A 23,072-nucleotide genomic window follows, 5' to 3' on the forward strand; every position below is an offset into this window, starting at 1 on the left:
ACCCGCCTTTGCCGGGCTGTCGCAAACGAATTGCAGGTACTTGAGCATGCCCCGCGCATTGGCAAAGGCCGCATGGTCGGCAATGGTTTGGTTGGGAAACCAGTTGGCGATATCGCTGGCCAGGGCGGCACTACCGCCACCCACAAACAGCACCCGATCGAGCTCTGCACCGAGACCGAGCTTACGGCGGGTTTCGGTATAGAGCCGCTCGACCAACGCGCGCTTGGCGTCCGCCACCATCGTTGAGACATCGTGGTCTTTGCCATGCAGCCGCAATCGATTTGTCTCGACCGCGCGACTGATGCTCTGCTCACCCAGCTCGCCGAGTTCGAACCGTTGCTGTATGCCATTGGCCACGCTTTGTTTGACATTCAACATGCCACAATTGAGCGAGCCCGAGGATCCGTGAACGATGCCCTGATCCTGAACGACGACATAATCGGTCGTGCGCCCGCCGATATCGACTATCGCAATGGGCGCGTTGACGCGATCAGCATCCAGCGTCACGCCATCTTCAGTCATGACGATGACGAAGTCGTACCAGGCAGCCAGAGCTTCCGGAATGACCTCATGAAACGCAATACTCACCTTGCGCATTCGATGCGCTGCTTTGTGAGACACAACGGGTTCGACCGTCAGTTTCAGGCTATTCGTTTTCGCCTGGATCACCTGTCGACGCTGCTCACCATCGTTGCGGTAAAACGCAGAGACCGGTAGTCCCGTCACCACATGGACGGATCGACCCGAAAAGCCTGCTTGCTGCAATGCATGCTGAACGATCACGCGGTTCAGTGCCGAACCCGGGTATTCATCGAACTGTGTGGGTTCGCCATCCACGGCGCCGACGGAATAGACGGTGCCGCCCGTTTCGTACTCGAAAATCTTTTGTTCGTCGTCACGAATCCAGGTGACGCCAGCCGACCCCATGCGCGCCCGTGACGGGACCGCAACGAGGCGTCCGTCCGGTAAAGCCACTTTGGTATAGGCGTAGCCATCATCCAGGCCCGCCTGCCCCACATCCATGGCTTGGGCCGACGGGGAAGGCCCATCGGTATCGGCAAATTTTTCGTCAGTCAATTCGGTCATGTCGTTTTATTCCAGGTTTGTGTTTTTACTCACCGATCACTCGCCTCAGGTGCGTGAAGGGCTTGGCGGGATCGGCGACCGATGTGGAACAGCTGCGATCCATGCGGTGCGTGAGTGAGTCGTTGGACGGGCTGGCAACGGTCTTACTGGCCTGTTGACTGGTCTGGTCAGACGCACGTTTGCCTGGCCGGGGGCTGTTCAGATCCGGGGGACGCCTGAGCGAGGCACCCGCCGACAATGGTGGTTCGGATTTGAGGACCTGACATTCGCTGCGAAACGCAGTCAACACCAGCTGCCGCAACCACTCGCTTTGCCGGTCTTTGGGTAACCGGTACAGACGCTGGAGCACCATCGCTTCCAGCGGAATACGCGTATCCAGCAAAATGCAGATTTGCTGCAGCGCATTGGCAGCCATGGCGGTTACGCATCACCTGTGAATACAGGGACGCTTTCCTCAGTCGGTTGAAATGCCACGGGACGCAAGGAGGGTAGCCTGTCACCGGTCAGAATATCCGGAGGAATCTCGCCCATCCGTTCGATGGCTTTGAGCGCTGCCGGCGATCCTTGTCGGATGTCAGCGCGACGAATATCCAGGCTGTGATACCCCTGGGGCAGCGCAAATACCCGACGCACCCAGCGCCCGCTACCCGATAGCTGTTCGGTGAGATCCTTGCCGATGTCGAGACCCAGGTGATGCAACGTCAAGTCGGCGCACATCAGCTGGTCGTATTCGCCCAGCAACTGGGCAGCACGAAAGGCGTAGGGGTTGGCGAACTGCAGTGAAACACGCTGCGGACGACTGGATTGCGCTACCGAAAATTGCAGTGCGCTGTTGGTCGGCGCCATCAATGCATCCAACCTTTGCTGTAGTTCGCGTAGCTGAGTACGGACATCGGCGATACCCTCTTCCACTTTGAGCAGCCACCAGTCCGCGTAGGGATCGTCAAAGCGTATGGCCTGCCAAAGCGACTTCAGACGATCGGCAAAGCCGATCAGGCCGATGATCGCAGGTTTACCCTCTCCGGCTCGCCGACCCCGGATGAGGCTCTGTGCCTGATACGTTTGAATCGTCAACCAGACCTCGCCCTGCAGGGCGCCAGGCCCACTCTCACGGTGATTCGAGTCGGCTGATTGAAGAGAGGGTTCAGCAGCTGGTTGCATGGATATCGCTCCCCTGAAGGTTGTTTGCCAGAGTCTATGAATCCACAAACGGTCCAACCGAACCACGGAATATCCAGCCGGGCACTGTTTTCGTTTTGGCTGTCGCTTTCTGGGGAGTGCGGTCGAGTGGTTCCACTGGAAACAGCGCAGCGGTTTCTGGAATGCCACGATGGCAATCGAGGGGATGGGATTACTTGTCCAGGTTCAACGAGGCCCGCAACTTGGCCAGCTGTTCGCGACCATAGGCCTGTGAGCGTTCCCGCTCTTCGGCGGTTTTGGCTTTCTGCGCTTCATCTTCCGGCGGCCGGACATGGGAGGCCCGCTCCTGGCGTGCTTCGACGACCTTGATCCCCAGGTTGGGAACGAACTCGCCCTTCTGGGCAGCTTTGCACAGTGAGTGCAGGAACCGCAGCTCGTCATAGACGGGCTTCATGCCCTTCTGCTCAGAGGACAGGCGCCCCTGCAACTCATCCAACACCAATTGCCGATCTTCAGGGTTGATCATCGCCAGATAGCGATCAGCCAAGAGCTTCTGGTTGTCAGACAACCGCGGCGGGTAAATCAGTGCTTGATCCGTTGGCAGCGATCCTGGTGAACTCGATTCTGAAAATGCTTTCTTATCAACGTAGGTATTTGTTGTAGGGGTTGTTGTAGTTGTTTTTTTATAATCACTACTACAACCACTACTGTAGTGTCCTTCTGCTTCCACCTTTGATTTTTGGTGCTGGCTCGATGGTTCAGCCAACCTGCTTTCTGCCGGCTTTTTCAGTTGGTCGAGGCTGGCGGCGTGAAACGTAAAATAGCGACCGCCCTTGTTTTGATTTCTACTGTTCTGATTTCTGCTGGCCCCTGACAGATGTTGCGCCGCCTGTAAGCGGCGCTCGATGATCGATTCCTGTCGGCCCAGATCGCCCGCCTGAATGTCTTTGTCCAAACTTGCGAGTACGGCCTGCGCCACGCGCTGCACGCGAGCATGGTGGTGGTCCTGAGCCTGGGTGACGAACGCCATGTAACCCTCGTCCAGGAAAAGCGCATCGGCCAGCGGCAAGGGTTCATCGTGAAGGCTGTAGACGTTGCCAGTAAAGCGGCCGCTTTTCTGCCGGACTCTCGCGCACAAGGTCAACCAACGCGTCAGCCGCAGAATCGCAATGGCCCGGGAAATCGTGGAGGTGGATGCCACATTGGTTTTCGCAGCGATGGTGTCGTAATCGGGAAACGCCGTTCGCCCGCCGGTCTCTCTGGCGTGGAGCATGATAACCATCCACACCAGTTTATCGACAGGTTCCAGCACCGGGTCCTGAATGACCAGGGCGGGCACAGCCTGGTGCCAGTTGCCCATGAACAACATGGCATCCGGTAGCGATGGATCGCTCTGGTCACGGACCTTGGCGACGGTCGCTTTGATCAGTGCGTCTAGCGCCAGCGTCTCGGGTCGTAGCGCATCTTCTTCATGCGCCATGCTCGGCAACCCGGTCGGGCGGTGTGGCACTGAGGCCTTCGCCGTAGGTTTCCCAACGCTGCACCAACGCCCAGATCGAACGTAATCCGATGCCGGTCTGTTGCTGTAGGTCGAGATAGTCAGTAGCAGATAAGGCGTTTTGTTCTCGTGCCTCGATCCGCTCCTGCCACGCATACCAGAGTGCATGCGTATCAGTTTCATTCAGCTCAGGTGGTCTACCCACAGACGGTGCCAACGTCAGCAGTCGGCGCCAACGCGTGTATTCCCGCGAGCTCCAACCGAACAACTGTTGCATCATCTCCAGGGGAGCATCGGCGACCAACAGTTCACGCTGCAGATCATCGGATTCCCGCTGATGACGCAAATTATCGAGCATCGGCCAGAAAACCGTTCGATCAAGCGCAATCTTCAGACAATGCACTCGGAGCGTATCGGCCCGATACAGATCGGCGAGGTTCATTTCCTTGAGGGCGTCCAACTCTTTGGGACCAAAGTTCATGGCACGCAATGCCTGCTGATCGCCTTCTGCCAGGCAGCGCATGGCGTAGAGCAGCACGGCTGTCGTGAGGTCGGCTTCCTTATTCGACGACATCGCATTCAGTCTCTGCGTTTTCCCATAGCTCGATGCCGGTATCGAAGGCGAGTCGTTTGAGGGAACGGTAGGCTTCCATCATTTGCAGCAGACTCTGCCAGTCCGGCGGATTGAGCTGCTGCCATAACTGGCTACTGAGGTGGCCCGGATCCGGTGTCCAGACGCTACCAAAGAGAAGCTCGGCGTCATGGGATGCCAACGCCTGGTAGAGCGTCGAATCCTGATCGAGATGCGCCAGCACACAATCGACCGGTGCCGAGGTCAACTCCGAACTGGCGGCCAGCTGCCACCAGAGTGCAGACACCAGGCCCAAGGCATCGGGATCAAGCACATCACGCAATTCCTGTGGTGGTACATCGATCAGCAAAAATCCCAACCCCTGATCGGGAAGCGGTTTGAGTGCTGCACTCAACCCGTGGGCAGCGGCCAATGCCGCAGCCTGAAGGCATAGCTGATCCCGCAGGGCACCAATATCCTTTAACTTACCGGTACGGTTAGGTGTAGCCGTTGAGTCCGCAGCAGCGGGAGCCTGTGCTGGCATGTCCTCGCCGGCTTTTTGCTCATTATCAGCGGAAGCCTCAGACTCGACTTCCTCCATTCGCCCATCGTCCTGGTCGTCGAGGGTGTTATCAGGAAAGTCGAAGGGCCGACCGGCCAGGCAGGCATCCATCTCCAGATGAATCACTTGCCGGTTTTGTTCGGATTCCACTGCAATTTCGTTGACCAGTGCATCGTGCAGCGGCTGGATATCCCACTCGGCACCATCGTGGCGACGACACAACTCGGCAAAGACACTTTCGAAGTCGGCGTCGTCACCCAATCCGCGTCGCTTCCAGATTGTCTGGGCCGCGCGCTGCAGGGCACGAATTCTTTCCACCTGGGGTCGGCCCAATCCAGCGGCCAACGCTTTCGGCATCAATGGCCACAGGACTTCAACGGCATAGCCCATTTTGGAAATCATGCTGTGGCTGAGACCGAAACCACGTTCTTTGAATAGCTCTTCCAACTGTCGCTGGGACAAGCTGTCGACGGCCAGCTCCTGCTCCAACAACGCCTTCGCTTCGAATACGGCCAGGGCTTTGTCGATAAAAGGCAGGCCTCCGCGCAATTCGTTTTCGCGAAGGTGTGCAAACAACACATTGGATTCCTGCGACCAGGTTCTGACGACACAGTCCACCCAACGGAACCGCTCCTCCCCGGTTTCCTCCCACAGCTCTTTGAGGATTTTCAGTCGCGTGTTGCCGCCACTGTGGAGGACGTACTCCGGTTCTCCGGGCTTCTGCGACAACACCAGCGGCTGATCCAATCCTTCTGCCTGAATGGATGCTTTGATCCGCGCGTACTCAGGGTTTGGCTGGCGACGCGGATTACGGGCGTAGTGATGAATGCGACTCACCTCCACTCGCGCCACCTTGTCGGTGGTGGGTGTTTGCTCAAGCGCAGACATCGTCGCCACCTGCACCTTGCGCATCATCCGCTGGCGATACGTCGTAGAAGATTTCCGGGTGACGAACCATCGTGGCCCGGGGCACGGTCTCCAATCTGCCGTCGGACAGCCCTGCCACGATGCGGGTATAGCGCTCGATCTGGGTTGCCATCAGCGGACTGGCGTAACGATGTTGGCCGGCGATCTGATACAGGTAAGAGACCGAATCGTTGCACGCCGCAGCGACATCGGCTCGTTCCCGTTTGCTTGCAATTTTTAGAAATTCCTTTAGCTCCATGCTTAGAAACATTAGCACCGTGCAAACAGACCATCAACGAGCGAAGTCCGCTTTTTGTTTATCCTTCTGCTAAATTTTATGCTAATGTATTTCGCATGACGCTAAAACTTAACCAGGTCCGGCTCCGCAACCTTGAGATTCTGATTAGCGAAGCTGGGTCAGCGGCCAAGCTGGCGCGCGCAGCCGGGACCAATAGCTCCTACTTGAGCCAGGTGCGGAATCAACTTCCCACCAAGAAAGGCACACCCCGTTCGATTGGAGACGAACTGGCTGAAAAGCTGGAAAAGGCAATGAAAAAGCCCCAGGGATGGATGGATACACCACATACAGAGAAGTCGGGGCAGGCTGAGGAACACAATGCCCACGCCGGTCCAGATTTACGGAGCCTCCACCCGCTGATCTCCTGGGTGCAGGCCGGGAATTGGTACGAGATCTCTGAAAGCTTCGTGCCCGCCTATGGCGCGGAGCTTTTACCCTGCCCGGTGAGATGCAGCCCGGAATCCTTTGTGCTCAGGGTTCGCGGGAGCAGCATGGAACCCAAATTCCACGAAGGTGACCTGATTTTTGTCGACCCCAGTGTCATACCGGATCACGGTAAATTTGTGGTCGTTCGCCTGGAACAATCCAACGAAGCGACCTTCAAGCAGCTCATCATCGAAGAAGGCAAGCAGTACCTGAAGGCGCTCAATCCTGACTGGCCGAACCGGATCATCGAGGTGGATGAAGAAGCGACGATTTGCGGCGTCATCGTGTTCAAGGGCGAAGTGGTGTGAATTCGATTCATCCTTAAGAGAGCGCCCATGACCAACGATACCCGGCAAGCAACTACCCTGATCAACCGCAAGACGTTACTGGCGATGATTCCGCTTGCGGATCGAACCATCTACGACATGGAAAAACGCGGCGACTTTCCGCGCCGTATCGTTCTGACGAGTCGCAATGTTGCCTGGGATCTGGCTGAAGTCGAGCAATGGATCGAGGCACGCAAGCAGTCGTCTGCCCAGGCGTGTAAACCTGGCATACCGATGCGATAAGTCCCCCCAGTTTCAGACTGGTTACCTGTGCGGCCAGCAACCATTTAGCTCCCTGATAAAAAGATAGCCAGCCTTCGCCCTTGAAGTTATAATTAGCTCAGTGCTAATGTTTTGATCATCCAGACCAGGCTGGCCAAAGCTTCACCATTAGCACAACGGGAAGATGGCCCCGGGTCGTAAACGACCATAGGGACCCGAATCATGAAATGGGTAAAGCTACCCAAGTATTGCGAATTGAGCGGTGACACCGCCAACGCGGTTCATGCCCGCCGCAAAAAAGGGCTTTGGTTGGATGGCGTTCATTGCCAGGTGAGGAATCACACGTTGTGGATCAATGTCGAGGCAGTTGAGAAATGGGTAGAGAACGGTCTGTTAAGCTCGCGCAAGGCGTAAGGGTACGCACCTACGCCAGTGGCACGCAGACTATCGAGATACAATTTCAGTATCGCGGTGTGCAATGCAAGGAAACCCTGTCCTCGCTGGATCCATCCAAGAAAGGCGATCAGCGCTACGCCATCAACCTGAAGGCCGAAGTGGAAGGCGCCATCGAGCGGCAGACCTTTCAATACGAAGCATTCTTTCCTGAGTCCAAACGCGCTCGACTGTTCGGGCACGCGAACTCCCAAATCACGATCCGAGAGCTGATTGAAGAGTGGCTTCAGGACATCGAGCGCACGCATCCACACAGTACCTACCGGTGTTACCGGAAGAGCTGCAATGCCCACCTGTTTCCGAAATTCGGCGATATCCGTGCGCGCGATCTAACGCCGCAACACATTCGCGCCTGGATTCGGGAGCGCAGCGGGACCCTGAAAAGCATCCGCAATGATTTGACCCCGCTTCGTGCGGTTCTGGATCGGGCGTTGAACGATGACATCATAGATCGCAATCCGCTGGACAAGATCAAGGTCAGCAAACTGGTAGATCGCAACCAGGCCAAGACCGATTACGAAGTCGATCCCTTTACGACCCGAGAAATCGACAAGGTGCTGCAAAGCGCCCTCATCTACGATCCGCGCATTCGGAATCTGCTCAAGTTTGCGTTCTTCACCGGTCTGAGAACGTCAGAGTTGTTTGGCCTGCAATGGGGTGATGTCGACTGGGACCAACGTGAAGTGCATATTCAACGGGCGGTGGTCGAGCGCAAATTAAAGGAAACCAAAACACGAGCCAGCAACCGGAAGGTTCTTCTGCTCCCTTCCGCTTATGAGGCGCTGAAGCACCAGAAACAATTCAGCTTTGTCGGCAGCGATTACATTTTTGTCCGACCGGACGACAAAGGTCCGTTCATTGATTATGAACATTTGGAACGACCCTGGAAGCATGTACTGAAAACGGCCAAGGTCCGTTATCGCAATCCGTACCAAACCCGCCACACCTACGCGAGTCAGTTACTTTCGGGCGGTGAAAATCCCTTGTTCGTCGCGCAACAGATGGGACACAAGACCACCGAGATGATCATGCGCCATTACGGGCGCTGGGTTGAGCAGGGTGATCAACGGCAGCGGCACGTGTTCGTCTCCGATTTCGGCCAGGGCGTCAAGGAGGCACGTCCAGCATATACGCACAATGATAGCTGCGCCTCTGCAGCATAAGCCGTCTAAAGATCAGCCCCCCCTGGCTGATTTACACACTCAACGTCGACCCACCAAGGGATCTACCGTTTTGACACCTATAGTTACCATTATCATGCTCTATGGTAAGTATTGTGTTCACTCCACTTGAAAAGCTTGACATGAACACTATAATTACCACTTTTAGAGATTATGGTATTCATTGTGACCAGCGATAAATCAGCGAAAGGTCGATCCGCGGTCGTCTTTCCCAAGAATCGACGCCTTTTGGAACAGTTTGGCGAGAACATCAAACTGGCGTGTAAACGCCGGGGTTACACCCAGGTATTGATTTCCGAGCGCACCGGACTCAGCCGCCTCACTATTCGCAAGATCGAAAAGGGCGACCCCAGTGTGTCCATCGGCCATTACCTGGCCGTGCTAAGCGTGCTCGGGTTGGCGGAAGATTTCGCCAGAGTCGCTGCAGACGATGAGCTGGGGCGTAAGCTCCAGGACATCAAGCTGATGAGCAAGAAATCCGGAACACAGCCTTGAGCCGTCATAAAAAGCCTTGAGCAGGGGCAAATAGCCATGAGCACCGAAGTCTTCGTCTTTGCAGACTGGGAGGAGTTCCAAGAGCCGACCTTGGTTGGCACACTTAGGTCCTCCCCCGCGCGTCAAAAAGAGCATTTCAGCTTCAGTTATGACACTGACTGGCTGCAGTCTCCTTACGCGCAGCAAATCGACCCTGAGCTCAATCTCTATTCCGGCGAACAGCACGGTGAAGACGACAAAAATTTCCGCGTGTTTCTGGATTCCTGTCCCGACCGCTGGGGTCGCTTGCTGATGAAGCGGCGCGAGGCAATCCATGCCCGGCAGGAGCAACGTCGTCCACGCGTGCTGTCCGAAATCGATTACCTTCTGGGCGTGCATGACCTGCACCGTGCCGGCGCGCTACGCTTCAAACGCGAAATGGGTGGCCCTTTTCTCGACGACGATGAACGTCTCGCGGCCCCGCCTATCTCATCATTGCGGGAGCTTGAGTATGCGGTCGGACAGGTTGAAGATAATGCCGATAGCGATGACCCCGACTATGTGAAGTGGTTGGCCATGCTGATGGCACCGGGTTCCTCCCTGGGTGGCGCCAGACCGAAAGCCAGTGTGGCCGACGAGGAGGGTCACCTGTGGATCGCCAAGTTTCCAAGCCGTCAGGATGATTACGATATTGCCGCCTGGGAATACGTTGCATACCAGTTGGCGCTGGATGCAGGGGTCGTCATGCCGGAGAGCCGGATCGAGCAGTTCGGCAGTCACCACCACACCTTCCTGACCAAACGCTTTGATCGCACGGCGGAGAGTCGCCTTCACTTCACCTCGGCGATGACGCAACTCGGCTATTACGACGGCGACTATGAAGCCAGTTACCTGGAGCTCGCCCAATTCCTGACCGAGCACGGAGCCGACACCAAAGAAGATCTCGCGCAATTGTGGCGCCGCATCGTGTTCTACATCGCCATTTCCAACACCGATGACCACCTCCGCAACCACGGCTTCATCTACCATCAGGGAGGCTGGTTGTTATCGCCGGCCTACGACATCAATCCGGTGACACCTGCCCATGGATTGCATCTCAATATCACCGACAGCGATAATCGCTTGGACTACGAGTTGGCCATGGACGTCATCGAATTCTTTCAGCTGGACCGCGGGCAGGCTTTGAAAATCAAAGATGAAGTGCTCGCCAGCGTTGGCAAATGGAGGGTTCAAGCAAGCGCCGTTGGGCTGGGCAGGAGCGAGCAAAATCTGATGGAACCGGCGTTCAATCTTTGAGCCGGATTTTTGGTCATTTTGCTCCATGGAACGAACGTGGAACGCAAATCCGAAAAAAAATACATCCATTTGATATTTAAGGGTTTTATCTAGAACATCTAATAGTTCAAGTCCTCTCCTGGCACCATCTAACTTATTGTTTTTATTACAAATAATTCTATATTTTTTCAAATACCGAGATTAATATTTTGGGCTCTACCCCATTATACAGGGGATAGGCACTCATCAAACCCGGTTGATAATACCATCCCACCCGCATTGCCCCTGCGTGACTGAAGAAGTATATCAACCACCTCGCTATCTTGATCGGCTGCTCGCCACAAATAATACCGTTTGCCGTTGCTTCTTACGAAGACTTCATCAATGTAGGAGATTCGCCATAGCCCTGGTGCTTTCGTTTCAGCCGCCTGGGATATTTAGGCCCAAACTTGATACACCAAAGGCGGATGGATTCGTAACTGACAACAATCCCCCGTTCGGTGAGTAGGTATTCACCGTCAAAATTGTCCGCTAATACCAACCAATATTGGATGCTAGCTCACTGGGTTATTTTTAATATGAGCGAAGGGACGCTATTGGTGAGCCCATTTGTTGATAAGTTATTGAATTACAGACTTTCATACTGCTGTTATCATAGTGGCGCTAAAGCTTTAGTGTTCATGGGGTTGAGGGTTAATGCGCGCTTTAAATTATTGCTACCAAATCAGATTTGATTCTCAGGACAGGCACCGGCATCGGTCATTTTGTGGTGTGCCTGTCAGTCAGAGGGGGAGTCCCCGGCTGGTCAAATGGGCTGAGCTTTTATGTGGTAGATATGTACGGCTGCTTTTTTCGTTGACAGCGTTGACCTATGTAATGCACGGGATGGCGGCGCTGGAACAAGGGGTTCCGGTTAGCATAGCACCTATTCAGGAGCAACCCATCTTTCGTACATTGCAGCTAACAGGTACGGTGACATCGCCGCGCGTTGCGACTTTATCGACAGCCACCAGTGGCTTGGTTACGGCGATATATGCGGATGAAGGCGTTCGTATTGCTGCCGGTGACCTGTTGCTTGAGCTCGACTCGGTACTGGCCGAGCTGCAATGGCAAAGCACCATCGCCAAGGTTGAACAGGCCAGAAGTGCATTACAGGATGTTGAACGTCGTTTGCAAGAGGCGCGGACGTTGAGCCCACAGCGCAGTATTGCGGAAAGCGTCGTGCGTAGCCTTGAATCGGAGGCTCTGGAAGACCAAGCGGTACTGCAGCAGATGACGGCGGAAGCTAACTACCAGCAAGAGATATTGAAAAGGCACAAATTAAAAGCACCTTTCGACGGCATCCTGAGTAAAAAGCTTGCCGAGATAGGGGAGTGGGTTTCACCTGGCGATGGTATATTCGAACTCGTTGCCACCAGCAATTTACGTTTGGATTTTGCTGTTGCAGAGGATTATTTGGCGCAAATCGGGTCTGATGCTACGGTCACCTTTCGGCTTAACGCCGATCCGAAAACCGTTTATCAAGGACGAATCGGAACTATCGTACCAGTAATGGATTCCAGCGCACGGACCTTTTTGCTGCGCGTCACAGTCGACGATATTCATCGCAAAATTCTTCCTGGTATGTCGGTAAATGCGACGTTACAAATACCCTCCGAACGCCAGGGCATGGTGGCACCGAAGGATGCAATCGTACGTTATCCCGATGGTCGTATAATAGTCTGGACCGTTGCATCAGGCGCTAACGGATTGGTGGCAGAGGAGCGCTCGATTCGCATGGGAGCGTCTTTCGATGGCTTTGTTGAGATTCTTGAGGGTTTATCCAGGGACGCCAAGGTGGTGATTCAGGGTAACGAGTCGCTACAAAACGGCCAACGCGTCTATTTGGCGACGCCACAGCTGCCGGTGAGTCGTAGCCTACCGTGATGTTGACCGGCTGCAGGAATCCATCATGATCATGTGGATAGGTGAACAGTTTCATGTTTGAGCGGATTATTCAGCATGGCATATTGGTGACGGTTACCGTATTGATTGTCTGCGTGCTGGGTGTTACGGCGGCATTGAACATTCCTGTGCAGATGATCCCCGACCTTGATATCAGGGTGATCAGCGTGCGCACAATATGGCCCGGTGCGACACCACAGGATGTGGAAAAGGAAATCCTTATTGAGCAGGAAGATTATTTGCGTAACCTGCCCAGCCTTTCCCGTATTGTCTCCACCGCCCGTAGCGGACAGGCTGAAATTGAACTTGAATTCCCTTTCGGCACGGATATTACTGAGATGCTGATTCGCGTTAACAATGCGCTGAGCCAGGTTCAATCGTATCCGGAAAATGTCGATGAACCGCAAATTTATGCCAATTCGTTTTCGAGCAATGCGTTTATGTTTTATAGCATCACACCATTGCCGGGAAATCCACGGCAATTGGATATGGATTTGATGCTGGATTTTATCGAGGACAATGTTAAGTTGCGCATGTCCAGCGTACCCGGCATTTCAGAAGTGTACGTGCGTGGCGGCGTCGAGCGGCAAATTCAGATTCTGGTTGATCCGGCGCGGTTGGCGCAGCGCGAATTATCCTATGACGATATCCGGCAGACGATTCGTAACCGTAACCGGGACCGTTCCGGTGGTGAGATTGTATCGGGCAAACGTCAGTATCTGCTGCGCACCATCGGTCGTTTTGACAACATTGACGCTTTGAGCCAGCTGATTTTGAAACGTAGCGGCGATACGGTTATTCGTCTGGAGGACGTTGCCACCGTATCGTTAGATCATTCCGAAAAACGTGATGCCACTTATTTTAACGCCGAGCCCAATATTTTTCTGGCGTTGAGGCGTGAGTCCGGCGCCAACGTCATTGACATCAAACGCGCCATGCTGGAAGAGGTAGCTGCGATCAATCGCGAGGTGCTCGAACCGGTCGGTTTGACCGTTACGCTGTTTGCGGATGACGTGCATTACGTCGAGGATTCTGTAAGAAATGTATGGCAAAACCTGATTCTGGGTTCGCTTCTCGCCACAGCCGTAATGTTTTTGTTTTTGCGCTCGCTGAAAGCTACTGCAGTAGGTGTGATTGGGATTCCCATCTGTATTATTGTAGCTTTTCTTGGATTACTGGTCAGTGGGCGCACCCTCAATGTTATTTCGCTAGCCGGTATCGCCTTCGCGATTGGTATGACGCTTGACAACAGTATCGTTGTGCTGGAAAGCATTGAATTAGCACGTCGACGCGGCTTGCACGCGTTTGAAGCGGCGCTAGAGGGTGTGCGTCAGGTTTGGCCGGCGGTGCTTGCCTCCACGCTCACCACGGTCCTGGTTTTCCTGCCGGTGGCATTTGTCGATTTAGAGGTCGGGCAACTCTATTCGGATATCGGCATTGCGATATCGGCAGCGATTCTGGCATCAATGTTAGTGGCAATTACGGTGCTGCCCACCGCAGCGGCTCGGTTGCAATTGGCTCCGCGTGCTAGTCTAGTTAAACCTGAAGGCGACGGAAACCCGAGCGGACGTCTGCGTGAATCGACACTGCGCGCAGTCAGTTGGTTGCTGGCTACCTCTCGGCGTCGGCTCGGCTGCATCCTGATCACCTGCGTCATTAGTTTAGCCATTCTTATCGGATTAACACCGCCTGCTGAATATTTGCCGGAAGGCGAGGAACCCAAAGTCTTCGCCAGCATGAACGCGCCGCCGGGATATAATCTTGCCTCGATGCAGGCGATTGCCGCCGACCTGGATCGGTATTTACTGCCCTTCGTCGGCGATGATCCGGCACGTTTTCACCGAGGAGAGGCAGAGGCGCCGGCATTCGCCTATTTTAATATGCGCGTTGCGCCCGACCAGATACGCATCATTGCCGAACCGGTCGACCCCCGTGATATCAATGAGCTAATGGATTCTATCACCCGAAAATATAAGGAATATCCGGGTATGCGAGCATTCGCAGCGCGAGGCTCTATCATTACCAGCAACGATGGTGGTACCCGTAGTATTAACCTGGATATCGCCGGGCCGGATCTGGGGGCTATCTACGATGTTGCCCTGGCAGCTTATCGTCGCGCGGAAGCGGTTTTCGATAATCCACGCATTCAGACCAACCCGTCTTCGTTAGCCTTGGCGCAACCGATGGTGGAGATTCGTCCTGACTGGGATCGTGCCGCTGAATTGGGTCTGACTGCGGATGTGCTGGGATTTACAGTTTCGGCATTAACGGACGGCAGTTATGTTGACGAGTTTTTTCTGGCTGATGATAAAATTGATATCTATCTATATAGCAGTGCCGGTCAAAATGCATCGTTGGATAATCTCGATCAACTACCGGTATACACACCGAGCGGCTCGGTGTTGCCGCTGGGCTCAATCGCCGATATTGTGGAGACGGTTGATACCAGTACGATAAGGCGTGTCGGCGGTCGCCGTACCGTCACTCTAAATATCATTCCACCACGTAGTATTGCGCTGGAAACCGGCGTCCGCATGGTGCGCGAGGAAGTCGTGCAATACCTGCAGAAAAATGGACAAATTCCGTCGAATATTCGAACCACGATTTCCGGCGCTGCCGATCAACTGGATGCAACCCGTGATGTATTAACGAGCAATTACCTAGTGGCATTAGTCGTGGTCTACCTGTTATTGGTTGCAATCTTCAAGCACTGGGGTTACCCCCTCTTGATCATGACCTCAATACCACTGGGGATCGCTGGTGGAATTGTAGGCTTATGGTTGGTCAACGCCATTGGCGGCGCATTGCCACTGCTGGGCATTAATGCCATCAACCAGCCCTTTGATATGATTTCCATGCTGGGGTTTTTGATACTCATGGGTACCGTCGTCAATAATCCGATTTTAATTGTGCATCGGGCAGTATCTAATATGCAGGAAGTCGGCATGGACGCATCGGCTGCGGTCAAAGAAGCTGTTGAAGCGCGATTGCGCCCTATTGCGATGTCTACGATTACCACCATTTGTGGGTTGGCGCCACTGGTGCTGATTCCGGGAGCAGGTACAGAGCTTTATCGCGGCGTCGGGGCGATCGTAATGTTCGGCATTATTGGTGCGGCGATTGTGACGTTGACCCTGTTGCCCGCGCTAACATTAATCGTACTGAAGACCTTCGGGAAACCTGCCTGACTGGCCTGCTAAAACTATCTTTAGTTAAAACTGGTAATGCGCACGATTTGAAAAATAAGAAGTCAGAGAATTAACCAATATCCGAAACTTGATTAATAACTAGGAGAAGTACGATGAAGGAAGATTTGATTTCGCGAAACCGTCGCGACGCCCTAAAGCTCTCCGTCGCAGCATTGATAAGTTTGTATTGCCCATGGTTGGCTGCCAAAGAACTGAGCGTAGCCATCAAAAAAACAATCCCTAAATCGGGTGAAACCTTATCCGTGATCGGTTTGGGTTCTTCGCGTACCTTTGACGATTTCAGTGAACCTCAGACAGGGAAGGAGCTCACCAATATTCTTCAGGTATTTTTTGACCAACAGGGTCAGTTGATTGATTCTTCACCTATGTATGGCACTGCTGAGACTGCGATCGGTCACTTGCTACAGAACGTCAACGGAAAAGAGAAGATGTTTGTCGCCACCAAAGTGTGGGCCGATAGCAAGCAGTCGGGCATCGATCAGATGCACGCTTCTATGCATAAGATGGGCGTCGAGGTGATGGATCTAATGCAGATACACAACCTGCGTGACTGGCGGAACCACCTTAAAACCCTGCGGGACTGGAAAGATCAGGGTAAGATCCGCTACCTGGGAATCACTACCTCCCACGGCCGTTCTCATGATGATTTGCTGGACATCATGGCCAAGGAGCCGCTGGACTTCGTCCAGTTCAGCTACAATATTATGGATCGCGAGGCTGAAAATCGGCTGTTTCCGATGGCCGCCGACAAAGGTATCGCCACTTTGATCAACCGCCCTTTTGCTCGCGGTGATCTGTTCCGCCGGGTCAAAGGCAAAGAAGTACCCGGGTGGGCAAACGACTTTGGCTGCCAGAGCTGGGGACAGTTTTTCCTCAAGTTCGTGGCGAGTCACCCTGCGACTACCTGCGTGATTCCCGCCACCTCCAAGCTCAAACATATGGTCGATAATATGGGCGCTAATTACGGGCGGTTGCCGGAAGCCAGGGAGCGGCAGCGAATGATTGCCTTCATGAGCAGCTGAAGCACGGCTTTAGCGACCCAAACAACCATATAAGTGAGCAAGAGTGAATTGGAAGCGGTAACGTTTCAGCCAACAACTCTGGCAGTGTAGCAACAGCCAAACGTCTTTCCGGTGTACCTAAAGTACTTTTTTAATCGATATACTTATTTCGAAGTCTTTGCAGCGATTGTCTCAACTTCATCTAGATGTTCAGCTTCTTGTCGATCAAAGCGTCTACCTAGTCGATAACCGACAAACGCCCAAACAGCTGCGATACCGGCACCAACCGCAGCGATAGCTGCCAGCCCTAGCCCCAGCCCTGTACTCAGCCCAGTGAAGAACCAGCCCATAATCACATCTCCACCGCGATAGGCAACTATGTCGATAACCGGTTTTGTCTTAAAGCGGTCTTCACGGCTTGCCAGTGTAAACAGCATCTCCCTGGCGGGCCGGGTCAGCCCATAGTTGCCAGCCCGGAGAACCACATGCATGGTGACGGCCACCATCAGAACAGGAGAGAAGGAGAGAATCAGCATGCCGAATATCAAAACCACCGGCACCACTGCAAGTGTAACGGGCATCCCGAGCTTGGTTACCAGGCGGCCTGTTAAAAAGAACGCCAATAAATAGGTAAGTGTGTTGACCACTGCATCGCGGTAGCCGTATATGGACGTTCGTTCTTCCAGGGTGAACTCGGCTAACAGATTCTTTTGTTCAAAATAAACAAAAGAACCGATACCTGTATAGAGAATTATGAAGATGCCAATACCCAGCAGGTAAGGGTTGGTAAAAAAGTCATGAAACCCCCTCAGTGGATAACCACCAATCTTTGCTTTTTCGATATCTATAGCGACTTCAGCATTGCCTAATTCTGTCTGTTTAAGTCTGGCGAGATAAAGAATAATGGGGACAGGAATCATCAGCATCACAGCGGCAATAAGCATCATGGCATAGATGCCTATGGCATTGGCCATAAAACCAGATAACAGTGGCCCGAAGATGGCGCCTAGACTGGCACCGGCAGCAATAACGGCAAATAGTCTTTTGGCCTGCTCTTTGTTAAAGATATCGGCCATATAGCTCCAAAATACCGAAACGTGGAACAAGGCAAACACACTCACCCAGATATAGAAACTCTTGTCCACCAGGACGCGATCCTCCAGGGATTGGGTAGCAAAGAAGAAAAAAACAAAACTGGTTGCGAAAAATGTATAGATGCCGGGAACCAGTTTATTAAATGGTATGCGTGCTATTACGAAACCCCAAACAGCTACTATTGCCGTACTTATAAAGAAGTTGAGTGTCCAGAGCATACTCAATTCGGTATCGGTCCAGTCACTCGCCATGGCATCGCGCACTGGGCGTAATAAATAATAGGCGGCCATTAGAATGAAGACAAAGGTAAAAGACAGAAAGGTTGCTTTGATCTCGTTTGATTCAATCGCCGATAGCGACTTTATTAGTTTAGCAAAAAAGTCTTTGTTTTCTTTAGACATTCTGAATCCTGTCGATTAGGGCATTTGGGGCCAGAGTAAAAGCTCCGATTTTTATCGGGCGCAATAGGCGTTGGCGATAAAAAAAAGGGGCAGGCCTTATTTTGTTTTCCCTAATATCCTGCGCACCTGAACATAATGCAAACCAATATTAACAATTTAGAGGGTAGCGTTGAATTCCAGGGAATCACTGTCTTGAACAAGTGTGATTCTGTAGAGATCATCGGCTGCACAGAACTGGCATTTTCCCACCCCGACTAGGTGTAACATATGACGGGGTAGAAGACACTCTTCGCTGGGGTGACAGACGGGGGTTAAGAGTTTGTGCCAAACCTTGGCCAAAATAAGAAATGGTATAAAGCGACTGTTGGCTATTTTCAGACTTGGACAGGAAAAGCTGGAGTCACCTGGGGTCCGATAGGGACCACTGTAAAATGTAAGTCACTTACGCCAACAATTAATAAACACCTTCTTGCTATTGTGAAACTATACTTTCGTTAGTTTTTTTTCGTTCAAGTAACATGATGAGGTCAGGGGAAACCTGGACAGCACTGACTGGCAATGCCGCTTCTAGCATGGAAAGTATGCTGTCTATATCATCTACTTTAAAGACACCACCGACTCGTAAAGATTGCAGGCTGCCATCAGCAATGATAATTTTTTGGGTAGTGTAGTTACTGATTTCCTGAATCACTTCTTCAAGAGATTTATCATCAAAAAAGAGTCTTCCTTCGCGCCATGATGCGGTACGTGCTAGTTCTTTTTCTGGTAATTCCTGTACTTTGCCAAGTTGTGTGTTGTAGGTGATCTGCTGGCCTACTTTCAATAGTTCGTGAGCGTCATTGTTTTCGAATGCAGCAGTAGGCTCAAAGGGATCGGTTACATCGGGTTCAACCAGCACAGTGCCAGATAAAACGGTTACGGTCACATCGGTATGGCGATTACGTACATTAAACTCCGTTCCCAGGGCTGTTGCTGTCCCTGAGCCAGAACGCACGACAAAAGGCCGGTCTGGCATTTTTGCTACTTCGAAAACGGCTTCGCCGTAGACGAGTTCGATGAACCGCTGCTGTCGTTTGTAATTGACTTTGATTTGCGAGTTTGAATTCAGGTATACGGTTGATCCGTCAGATAACGGGATGGCTAGTCTTTGCCCTATATGAGTCAGGTGCATTTGCTCATTCGGTAAAAACAAAAGACCGGTCAAGAGGGCCAAAAATACCATGGCGGCTGCGGTGATGCGAGGTGCCGACCACCACTGTTTAATTGTAATGAGACGAGACCTTTTCAATGTTGACTGTAGCTGGGTGAGGTTATCTGAAAGGTTGATGTCTGCCTCCTTCGATAATACCCCGAGATGATTATACTCATGGCTAAGCTGACTGAGTTCTTTAAAAATCGAACGATGCCGTTCTGAAATAGACATCCAATCACGAAAATGCTTTATATCTTCGTCACTGACATATTCATCTTCCATACGAATAACCCATAACGCGGCTTCTTCGCTAATACGGTCAATTCCATTAGTGTGTTCAGATGTCTTCATGCGTTAATAAGTAACCTAGTAATGTGTTATTTTCTTCCTGCGAACCTGCTCTAGCGAATGCACATTATTTTCCTTGGCATTCAGGTATTTTTTACACTCTAGAAGCGCTCGCGCCAAATGTTTTTCAACCGTTTTTACAGACAAATTCATTGATGCAGCAATTTCTTTATAGCTTAAACCGTCTATCTTACGCAGTATAAAAGCCTCCTGGCAGCGTTCCGGTAATGCCAGGATAGCTTCGCATAACCAATTAACAATACGCTGGTTATCCAGCCTCGATTCCATTGAATTACTTGTTCCTGCCACTTCCGCGCTTTCATCATCCCATTCAGAAATTATCTTCCTACGTACTTGCTCACCCCGAAATGTATCAATTAAGAGATTATTAGCGATAGTAAATAGTGCCGCCTTGTGGTTTTTTACCTCAGAACGCTCCATTAACCCGATCATCTTGAGGAAAACGTCTTGGGTTAATTCCTCTGCTTTTTCCCGGCTACGCAGGCGTCCTCGGATAAACCGAAATATTGAGGTTCGGTGTAACCTATATAGGGAGGATAACGTCCTGTTTTCGCTATCTATCACAATATTAAAAATTCCAAGACTCGGGGATTGATCTTGCCATACATTATAAGACGTATAGCGCCCGAAAACCCCCCATCTAAGAATCCTAATGACGAGTACTTTTTTGAGTTCCTCTTTGTATGATGAGCTGCATTCGTCAGCCGGTGTGCCAATAATTTAGCTATGAGCAATGGGGGATATTCTGGTTGAGTTCGTCGTACTCTTTAAACAAGTTAATTTTTTAATAGTAATAATGGCTGGAACCGGGAGAAAACTATGTTGGATTTAAACCGAATATATCCGGATTGTCGGGATAATAGTTTAAAGCGATGGGGAGTGACTTTTTCAAAACGTATTTGCCTGGTGGTGGCCTTGTTATTCACTGTTGGCGCAATCAATCAAGCAGTAGCAGAAGGGGCCCTCTATAAATTGGATATCCCTGCGCAACCTTTGGGCGATGCTTTACAGCAATTGGCTGAACGTGCGGACATTCAAATTATCTATAGTCGGAGTCTTGTTGCTGACAAAGCGGCCCCCGCTTTAGCTGGCAATTTTGCGCTAGAGAGTGCCTTGTCATCGTTACTGATTGGAAGTGGGTTATCTTATTCATTTTCCAGTAAAGACTCCGTCGTCATAAAAGCGGCCCCGGTGGAGCCCGAAAGTTCATCCGGGAATAAATCTTCACGCACCCCAGATCAAAAACAAACTAAAGGTTTTGTGCTGGAAGAAGTCACAGTTACAGCGCGTAAACGTGAAGAATCATTACAGGATACGCCGTTATCCGTAACAGCTATTTCAGGAACCGAGTTGGCGCTTAGCCAAATTAACAGTTCACAGGATTTAAGCAATATCACACCGAATCTGTCGTTTGATAGCTATGCTTCCGCATCCGGCAGTAATGCCGCCGCCAGCGTTTTTATTCGAGGTATAGGGCAGACCGATTTTGTTCCTACCACGGCGCCAGGTGTAGGCATCTATATTGATGGTGTTTATATGGCACAATCTATTGGGGCCGCATTCGACTTTATCGAAGTACAAAGAATTGAGGTTTTGAGGGGCCCCCAAGGTACTTTATTCGGTAAAAACACCATTGGTGGCGCGGTTGTTATACATACCAAAAAGCCAGCGAACGAATTTGGTGGACGGGTAGAGTTTGAATTAGGATCGGATAATCAAACAAATGGAACCTTCGCACTGGATATTCCTATTTCAGACCAGCTGTTGACACAGGTTAGTGGTACTGTGCGCAATCGTGATGGTTATGTGAAAAATATCATTACCGGGCGAGATATGGGTGACGACGATAGCCGCGGAGTTCGGTTTGCCGCCCTGTTTACCCCTTCGGATAATCTGGAGTTCTTTTTTACCGCCGATCATACGCATGAACGAGAAAATGGCGCGCCCAACGTGCTGGTGGGCATCAATGATCGCGCACCCTTTGTCGCAATAGCGAATGCCGCCTCGGCGGGTTGTCCGGTCAGTTTCCCGCCACCGCAATCGAGCCCGCTTGGCAATAGCGCATGTGCTAATTCGCAATGGGAATTAGCACCGCATAAAGTGGCAGCTAACGCCGATTTGGTCTCTGAACTGGATGTTTACGGTACGGCATTGCATGTTGATTGGGATCTTGATCTTCTTAACATCAAATCAATTTCGTCCTACCGCAAAGTCGATAGTTCATCGCGTCGCGACGGCGATAACACACCATTGACCATCGCTCATACGGGTGATGTTTTGCAGCAGGATCAATTTAGCCAGGAGCTACAGTTTTCAGGAACTCTATTGGATGATCGTTTGAACTGGATGTTCGGGTTGTATTATTTTACGGAGGAAGCGGAAAATCCCAATATCGTAGACTTATCAATAGGTTCGATTCTGAGTGGCGGAGAAGTGGAAAGTCGTACCAAAGCGGTTTTTTCACAGGCTACTTACAATCTGACTGAGCGACTGAGCTTAACGGCCGGTCTGCGGTACACCAAAGAAAAACAGACTTTTTTACCTGATCAATACGCATTGACCCCCTACCTAAGTCCAACAGGATTGCTACTTCCGCTGGATCAGGGAGGTTCCCGCATCCTGCCGCATGATACGGTTACTAATGAAATCTCTGAAACAACGCCAATGGCGACCCTATCTTACTATGTCACCGATGAACTCATGACCTATGTGAGCTATTCGGAGGGCTTCAAAAACGGCGGCTTCCACCAACGGATTCCGGCGCCTTTACCGGAAGTTCCGACTTTTGGCCCCGAGTTTGCCGATGTCTGGGAGGTGGGTTTTAAATACACGAAAGACTGGCTGCGTATCAACGGTTCCATCTTCAATACCGATTACACGGATATTCAAACGGTGGTGCGCCGAGGCTTTGCGCCAGTCACTATCAATGCCGGTGATGCGCGAATTAATGGCTTTGAGCTCGAGGGCAGCATCGTCCCGACGCCAAATTGGTACTTTATGTTCGGTGTTGGCTACCTTGATGCTAAATATATCAATATCCCCACGGAAGTATTGAATAACAACACCATCAATAAGTCGTCTGAGCTAACCAATACCCCCGAATGGTCAACAAATTTTCGAGCTGCCTATAGCAAAGATGTGGGAGAACTCGGCAGCCTTACGTTGCGTCTCGACTGGATTTATCGATCCTCTGCATTTAAGACCACCAATAATGCGTCATATCTTGAGCAGCAATCATATAACCTGCTCAACGCCGCCATTATTTTTGAAGATCCCAATCAGGATTGGAGAATTATGCTGGCGGGCAAGAATTTGCATGATGAGATTTACCTGATTAATGGTGCTGACTCCTTGGGCACAGCGCAGGGTGTTGCCGATGGTGCTTTCTCCCGTGGCCGCGAATGGACTTTATCCATTAGCAGAAACTTCTGAAATCGTTGGCG

Annotated in this window: 20 protein-coding genes and 1 pseudogene; 10 read left to right on the top strand and 11 right to left on the bottom strand. The window is 51.8% G+C overall.

All coding sequences use genetic code 11. The features are described from left to right. The 7 genes from H6995_00005 to H6995_00035 form a co-directional block, all read right to left on the bottom strand. Nucleotides 1-1,086 (bottom strand): ParM/StbA family protein (locus H6995_00005; protein MCP5213377.1); only part of this gene is annotated, 1,086 nt, incomplete at its 3' end. Nucleotides 1,087-1,111: 25 nt separating this feature from the next. Beyond that, a complete protein-coding gene (locus H6995_00010) occupies nucleotides 1,112-1,501 on the bottom strand; it encodes a hypothetical protein (GenBank protein MCP5213378.1) in 390 nt (129 codons plus the stop codon). Between the two features lie 5 nt (nucleotides 1,502-1,506). Beyond that, complete coding sequence (locus tag H6995_00015; protein MCP5213379.1) at nucleotides 1,507-2,247, bottom strand: TIGR03761 family integrating conjugative element protein; 741 nt, start codon at nucleotides 2,245-2,247, stop codon at nucleotides 1,507-1,509. A gap of 190 nt (nucleotides 2,248-2,437) precedes the next feature. After that, nucleotides 2,438-3,706 carry a helix-turn-helix domain-containing protein gene (locus H6995_00020; protein ID MCP5213380.1) on the bottom strand — a complete coding sequence of 423 codons (1,269 nt, stop codon included), beginning with the start codon at nucleotides 3,704-3,706 and terminating at the stop codon, nucleotides 2,438-2,440. Next, nucleotides 3,696-4,298 (bottom strand): DUF2857 domain-containing protein, encoded by a 603-nt coding sequence (locus H6995_00025; GenBank protein MCP5213381.1) that lies wholly within the window; start codon nucleotides 4,296-4,298, stop codon nucleotides 3,696-3,698. The genes H6995_00020 and H6995_00025 overlap by 11 nt, the downstream gene beginning before the upstream one ends. Further along, on the bottom strand, nucleotides 4,285-5,745 hold the full coding sequence (locus H6995_00030) for a ParB N-terminal domain-containing protein (GenBank protein MCP5213382.1): 1,461 nt from the start codon (nucleotides 5,743-5,745) through the stop codon (nucleotides 4,285-4,287). The genes H6995_00025 and H6995_00030 overlap by 14 nt, the downstream gene beginning before the upstream one ends. After that, the gene (locus H6995_00035) at nucleotides 5,732-6,034 is read right to left on the bottom strand and encodes a hypothetical protein (GenBank protein ID MCP5213383.1); all 303 of its coding nucleotides are present in this window, start codon (nucleotides 6,032-6,034) and stop codon (nucleotides 5,732-5,734) included. The genes H6995_00030 and H6995_00035 overlap by 14 nt, the downstream gene beginning before the upstream one ends. An 83-nt stretch (nucleotides 6,035-6,117) precedes the next feature. Here H6995_00035 and H6995_00040 point away from each other — a divergent pair, with 83 nt between their 5' ends. The 6 genes from H6995_00040 (at nucleotide 6,118) to H6995_00065 (ending at nucleotide 10,439) form a co-directional block, all read left to right on the top strand. Next, nucleotides 6,118-6,795, top strand: coding sequence for a LexA family transcriptional regulator (locus tag H6995_00040; GenBank protein ID MCP5213384.1), 678 nt, complete (start codon nucleotides 6,118-6,120; stop codon nucleotides 6,793-6,795). Between the two features lie 27 nt (nucleotides 6,796-6,822). Next, a complete protein-coding gene (locus tag H6995_00045) occupies nucleotides 6,823-7,056 on the top strand; it encodes an AlpA family phage regulatory protein (GenBank protein MCP5213385.1) in 234 nt (77 codons plus the stop codon). A gap of 201 nt (nucleotides 7,057-7,257) precedes the next feature. Then, nucleotides 7,258-7,449, top strand: coding sequence for an excisionase (locus H6995_00050; protein MCP5213386.1), 192 nt, complete (start codon nucleotides 7,258-7,260; stop codon nucleotides 7,447-7,449). Continuing rightward, nucleotides 7,410-8,651, top strand: coding sequence for a tyrosine-type recombinase/integrase (locus H6995_00055; protein ID MCP5213387.1), 1,242 nt, complete (start codon nucleotides 7,410-7,412; stop codon nucleotides 8,649-8,651). The genes H6995_00050 and H6995_00055 overlap by 40 nt, the downstream gene beginning before the upstream one ends. 171 nt (nucleotides 8,652-8,822) lie before the next feature. Then, nucleotides 8,823-9,164, top strand: a complete 342-nt coding sequence (locus tag H6995_00060) for a helix-turn-helix domain-containing protein (GenBank protein ID MCP5213388.1) — start codon at nucleotides 8,823-8,825, stop codon at nucleotides 9,162-9,164. A gap of 36 nt (nucleotides 9,165-9,200) precedes the next feature. Continuing rightward, nucleotides 9,201-10,439 carry a type II toxin-antitoxin system HipA family toxin gene (locus tag H6995_00065; GenBank protein MCP5213389.1) on the top strand — a complete coding sequence of 413 codons (1,239 nt, stop codon included), beginning with the start codon at nucleotides 9,201-9,203 and terminating at the stop codon, nucleotides 10,437-10,439. Nucleotides 10,440-10,702: 263 nt separating this feature from the next. Here H6995_00065 and H6995_00070 read toward each other — a convergent pair. Next, nucleotides 10,703-10,938: pseudogene (locus H6995_00070) on the bottom strand (IS6 family transposase). A 335-nt stretch (nucleotides 10,939-11,273) separates the two neighbouring features. On the opposite strand from H6995_00070, the gene H6995_00075 reads away from it, so the two are divergent. The 3 genes from H6995_00075 to H6995_00085 all read left to right on the top strand — a co-directional run bounded on the left by H6995_00075 (nucleotide 11,274) and on the right by H6995_00085 (nucleotide 16,593). Next, nucleotides 11,274-12,344, top strand: coding sequence for an efflux RND transporter periplasmic adaptor subunit (locus H6995_00075; GenBank protein MCP5213390.1), 1,071 nt, complete (start codon nucleotides 11,274-11,276; stop codon nucleotides 12,342-12,344). Nucleotides 12,345-12,397: 53 nt separating this feature from the next. Then, nucleotides 12,398-15,550, top strand: a complete 3,153-nt coding sequence (locus H6995_00080) for an efflux RND transporter permease subunit (GenBank protein ID MCP5213391.1) — start codon at nucleotides 12,398-12,400, stop codon at nucleotides 15,548-15,550. 113 nt (nucleotides 15,551-15,663) lie between these two features. Next, complete coding sequence (locus tag H6995_00085; protein MCP5213392.1) at nucleotides 15,664-16,593, top strand: aldo/keto reductase; 930 nt, start codon at nucleotides 15,664-15,666, stop codon at nucleotides 16,591-16,593. A gap of 143 nt (nucleotides 16,594-16,736) precedes the next feature. Here H6995_00085 and H6995_00090 read toward each other — a convergent pair whose 3' ends face one another. The 3 genes from H6995_00090 to H6995_00100 form a co-directional block, all read right to left on the bottom strand. Continuing rightward, nucleotides 16,737-18,068, bottom strand: a complete 1,332-nt coding sequence (locus tag H6995_00090) for an MFS transporter (GenBank protein MCP5213393.1) — start codon at nucleotides 18,066-18,068, stop codon at nucleotides 16,737-16,739. A gap of 472 nt (nucleotides 18,069-18,540) precedes the next feature. Beyond that, the gene (locus H6995_00095) at nucleotides 18,541-19,611 is read right to left on the bottom strand and encodes a FecR family protein (GenBank protein ID MCP5213394.1); all 1,071 of its coding nucleotides are present in this window, start codon (nucleotides 19,609-19,611) and stop codon (nucleotides 18,541-18,543) included. Between the two features lie 15 nt (nucleotides 19,612-19,626). Beyond that, the gene (locus H6995_00100; protein ID MCP5213395.1) at nucleotides 19,627-20,193 is read right to left on the bottom strand and encodes an RNA polymerase sigma factor; all 567 of its coding nucleotides are present in this window, start codon (nucleotides 20,191-20,193) and stop codon (nucleotides 19,627-19,629) included. Between the two features lie 255 nt (nucleotides 20,194-20,448). Here H6995_00100 and H6995_00105 point away from each other — a divergent pair, with 255 nt between their 5' ends. Beyond that, a complete protein-coding gene (locus tag H6995_00105; GenBank protein ID MCP5213396.1) occupies nucleotides 20,449-23,061 on the top strand; it encodes a TonB-dependent receptor in 2,613 nt (870 codons plus the stop codon). The last annotated feature ends 11 nt before the right edge of the window (nucleotides 23,062-23,072 follow it).

The sequence above is a fragment of the Pseudomonadales bacterium genome, from assembly GCA_024234615.1.
Classification (GTDB): domain Bacteria; phylum Pseudomonadota; class Gammaproteobacteria; order Pseudomonadales; family IMCC2047; genus JAJFKB01.

What these genes read in the sequence shown, in the direction of transcription:
- H6995_00010 (MCP5213378.1), bottom strand. Translation starts at nt 1,501, where the DNA reads ATGGCTGCCAATGCGCTGCAGCAAATCTGCATTTTGCTGGATACGCGT.
- H6995_00015 (MCP5213379.1), bottom strand. Translation starts at nt 2,247, where the DNA reads ATGCAACCAGCTGCTGAACCCTCTCTTCAATCAGCCGACTCGAATCAC.
- H6995_00020 (MCP5213380.1), bottom strand. Translation starts at nt 3,706, where the DNA reads ATGGCGCATGAAGAAGATGCGCTACGACCCGAGACGCTGGCGCTAGAC.
- H6995_00025 (MCP5213381.1), bottom strand. Translation starts at nt 4,298, where the DNA reads ATGTCGTCGAATAAGGAAGCCGACCTCACGACAGCCGTGCTGCTCTAC.
- H6995_00030 (MCP5213382.1), bottom strand. Translation starts at nt 5,745, where the DNA reads ATGTCTGCGCTTGAGCAAACACCCACCACCGACAAGGTGGCGCGAGTG.
- H6995_00035 (MCP5213383.1), bottom strand. Translation starts at nt 6,034, where the DNA reads ATGTTTCTAAGCATGGAGCTAAAGGAATTTCTAAAAATTGCAAGCAAA.
- H6995_00040 (MCP5213384.1), top strand. Translation starts at nt 6,118, where the DNA reads ATGACGCTAAAACTTAACCAGGTCCGGCTCCGCAACCTTGAGATTCTG.
- H6995_00045 (MCP5213385.1), top strand. Translation starts at nt 6,823, where the DNA reads ATGACCAACGATACCCGGCAAGCAACTACCCTGATCAACCGCAAGACG.
- H6995_00050 (MCP5213386.1), top strand. Translation starts at nt 7,258, where the DNA reads ATGAAATGGGTAAAGCTACCCAAGTATTGCGAATTGAGCGGTGACACC.
- H6995_00055 (MCP5213387.1), top strand. Translation starts at nt 7,410, where the DNA reads ATGGGTAGAGAACGGTCTGTTAAGCTCGCGCAAGGCGTAAGGGTACGC.
- H6995_00060 (MCP5213388.1), top strand. Translation starts at nt 8,823, where the DNA reads ATGGTATTCATTGTGACCAGCGATAAATCAGCGAAAGGTCGATCCGCG.
- H6995_00065 (MCP5213389.1), top strand. Translation starts at nt 9,201, where the DNA reads ATGAGCACCGAAGTCTTCGTCTTTGCAGACTGGGAGGAGTTCCAAGAG.
- H6995_00080 (MCP5213391.1), top strand. Translation starts at nt 12,398, where the DNA reads ATGTTTGAGCGGATTATTCAGCATGGCATATTGGTGACGGTTACCGTA.
- H6995_00085 (MCP5213392.1), top strand. Translation starts at nt 15,664, where the DNA reads ATGAAGGAAGATTTGATTTCGCGAAACCGTCGCGACGCCCTAAAGCTC.
- H6995_00090 (MCP5213393.1), bottom strand. Translation starts at nt 18,068, where the DNA reads ATGTCTAAAGAAAACAAAGACTTTTTTGCTAAACTAATAAAGTCGCTA.
- H6995_00095 (MCP5213394.1), bottom strand. Translation starts at nt 19,611, where the DNA reads ATGAAGACATCTGAACACACTAATGGAATTGACCGTATTAGCGAAGAA.
- H6995_00105 (MCP5213396.1), top strand. Translation starts at nt 20,449, where the DNA reads ATGTTGGATTTAAACCGAATATATCCGGATTGTCGGGATAATAGTTTA.